The sequence below is a fragment of the Aeromonas sp. LsrichE-8G genome, from assembly GCF_022869435.1.
In the GTDB taxonomy this organism is placed as follows: Bacteria; Pseudomonadota; Gammaproteobacteria; order Enterobacterales; family Aeromonadaceae; genus Aeromonas; species Aeromonas caviae.
On sequence record NZ_JALIHH010000178.1, the window covers coordinates 1 to 2,380 of the forward strand.

A 2,380-nucleotide genomic window follows, 5' to 3' on the forward strand; every position below is an offset into this window, starting at 1 on the left:
GCTCAGGGCCGAGACTTCACGCAAGGCGAGCGTAAGACGGAAGCAAAAAATCGCAGGAATGAGCAGTGAATATCTGGAAACGGTACTCAATGCGGGTCTCAAAAAACTGGGTGAAATTTAACAAAATGTTCACGCTCTCACCCTGCTCCCGGTGGTTCATGGATAAATTTTCCAGAATATTTTCCCTTGAAGATCTGCGGCCGATTGATTGCGTGGAACACCTGATAATAAAAATGTGCTGGCATCCTCATCGTGCCCATATCTGGGCGGTGGCGACTTATCCCGGAGTCACCAGTCAACAATTGACGGATTACGTGGGAGTGCCCAGCTCAAACCACAGAATGGTGTTTTGGCGTTTGAATAATGACCTGTACCACCTTGGCTGGCAGTTCATCTCATGCCAAGCAGGTTTTCAAAACGAGCCATGGGGTTGGTATCTGGAAAAAATCTGAGAAGTGATCACCGGAAGTGATCGGGGAATCAGATCAGCGTTGCCTGATCTGATCACTTTATCTGATCAGATCAGCCTTACCTGATCACCTATCCCTAGAAGGCTGGCGACTAGCAAAGCCACGTCCTGTCTAGGGTTGGTAATGATCATGGTGATTTGAGTGGGAAAGCCGCAGGCGTGTAAATCCGCCGCTCAATGCTCGTCAAAAAATTCACTTGTCTCGTTACGGGTGATTACACACGCGATCAGATAACACCCAAAATCGAAACCCGACGCGCCAAATTAAAGCTGCTCTGTTAGAAAATGTCCGCTATCAGCTCTCGCTGCTGATCAAACAATGACAGCCAGAACGATTACCCTAGCACGTAATCGAGAGCATGCCATGCCGAAGAGATTCGGTTCATCCCCGCGGACGCGGGGAACAGACCTTGATGCTGGACCTGAACGTCTGGTTCCACAGTTCATCCCCGCGAGCACAGGGAACAGGCGGCGGCGACTTCACCCGCCACGACAGCAGGCGGTTCATCCCCGCGGGCGCGGGGAACAGGCAACGACACTGTTTTGGGTCGCTCAATCCTCGGTTCATCCCCGCGGGCGCGGGGAACAGCAGAAGGGGCACACCTTCTATGGCCCGGACAACGGTTCATCCCCGCGGGCGCGGGGAACAGCTCGGCGTCACGGGATGTGTAGGTCGTGATCACGGTTCATCCCCGCGGGCGCGGGGAACAGCATCAAGTCTGAACTGCAACACCATCAAGTTGCGGTTCATCCCCGCGGGCGCGGGGAACAGTTCTCATTCTACAGTGACCGCTTTACTCACGGCGGTTCATCCCCGCGGGCGCGGGGAACAGAAGGTCTGGGACGCGAACCTTGGCGAATACGTCGGTTCATCCCCGCGGACGCGGGGAACAGCACTCCCTATTGCATCACCTACAAAGCTCATAGCGGTTCATCCCCGCGGACGCGGGGAACAGGTTGGGTTTGTGGTAGAAGAACGTGTGACCTACGGTTCATCCCCGCGGACGCGGGGAACAGAAAATGGAGGTGATAACGAATACGCATATGGCCGGTTCATCCCCGCGGACGCGGGGAACAGGGTCGGTCGGCGGACAGATGGCAAATCCACCGCGGTTCATCCCCGCGGACGCGGGGAACAGCTGGATCTGCTCGATGGTCTGCTCCATCCTGTCGGTTCATCCCCGCGGACGCGGGGAACAGTTTGAGGGTCGCGCCAAGCAGGGGCGGATCACCGGTTCATCCCCGCGGACTCGGGGAACAGCGTCCCCATGAAAGCCCGCGTGATCGCTAACCCGGTTCATCCCCGCGGACGCGGGGAACAGGTGCTTGATGCCTTGAGCGGGGCCAAGGTGGACGGTTCATCCCCGCGGACGCGGGGAACAGGCAGACGCCCGCAAGGGCTGGGCCGTGTTTTTCCGGTTCATCCCCGCGGACGCGGGGAACAGGCGTCTCTTGGCAACAGGTGGAGCGCAGACATCGGTTCATCCCCGCGGACGCGGGGAACAGATCCATGAGGCGAACGACTGGGGTCAACGCAACGGTTCATCCCCGCGGACGCGGGGAACAGCAGAGAGGCAGCGGCCACTGCGGGAACGGTCGCGGTTCATCCCCGCGGACGCGGGGAACAGAGGTAGCCGCGATCAGAGCGCGGCTTGTTCGGCGGTTCATCCCCGCGGACGCGGGGAACAGGTGCGGAGTTTAAACATAAGCAATCATAAATGCGGTTCATCCCCGCGGACGCGGGGAACAGGTCACATTCAGCGTTTGCGTATTCCGGCGAAGTTGAACAGCCATTCCGGCCAACGTGAACACCCTGATCCTTAACGCGCTCACGTCACCCCGTTTCTAACTCGAGTGTTCAGATTGGGTCAACTCACTTCTCCTCTTTCTCATCGATTCTCCCTTCAGTGA

1 protein-coding gene, 1 pseudogene and 1 CRISPR repeat array are annotated in these 2,380 nt (G+C 57.8%); the gene and the pseudogene both read left to right on the forward strand.

Features of this window, described 5'->3' with window-relative positions; all coding sequences use genetic code 11:
• Positions 1–121 (forward strand): annotated as a pseudogene (locus MUW49_RS18310) (ISAs1 family transposase); the annotation flags it as partial.
• A gap of 37 nt (positions 122–158) precedes the next feature.
• Positions 159–452, forward strand: a complete 294-nt coding sequence (locus MUW49_RS18315) for a hypothetical protein (protein ID WP_244813057.1) — start codon at positions 159–161, stop codon at positions 450–452.
• A 395-nt stretch (positions 453–847) separates the two neighbouring features.
• A CRISPR array of direct repeats spans positions 848–2,219; the repeat unit is 29 nt; unit sequence CGGTTCATCCCCGCGGACGCGGGGAACAG.
• Positions 2,220–2,380: the final 161 nt, after the last annotated feature.

Excerpts from the sequence above, each read along its gene's own strand:
- MUW49_RS18315 (WP_244813057.1), top strand. The coding sequence starts at position 159 with ATGGATAAATTTTCCAGAATATTTTCCCTTGAAGATCTGCGGCCGATT.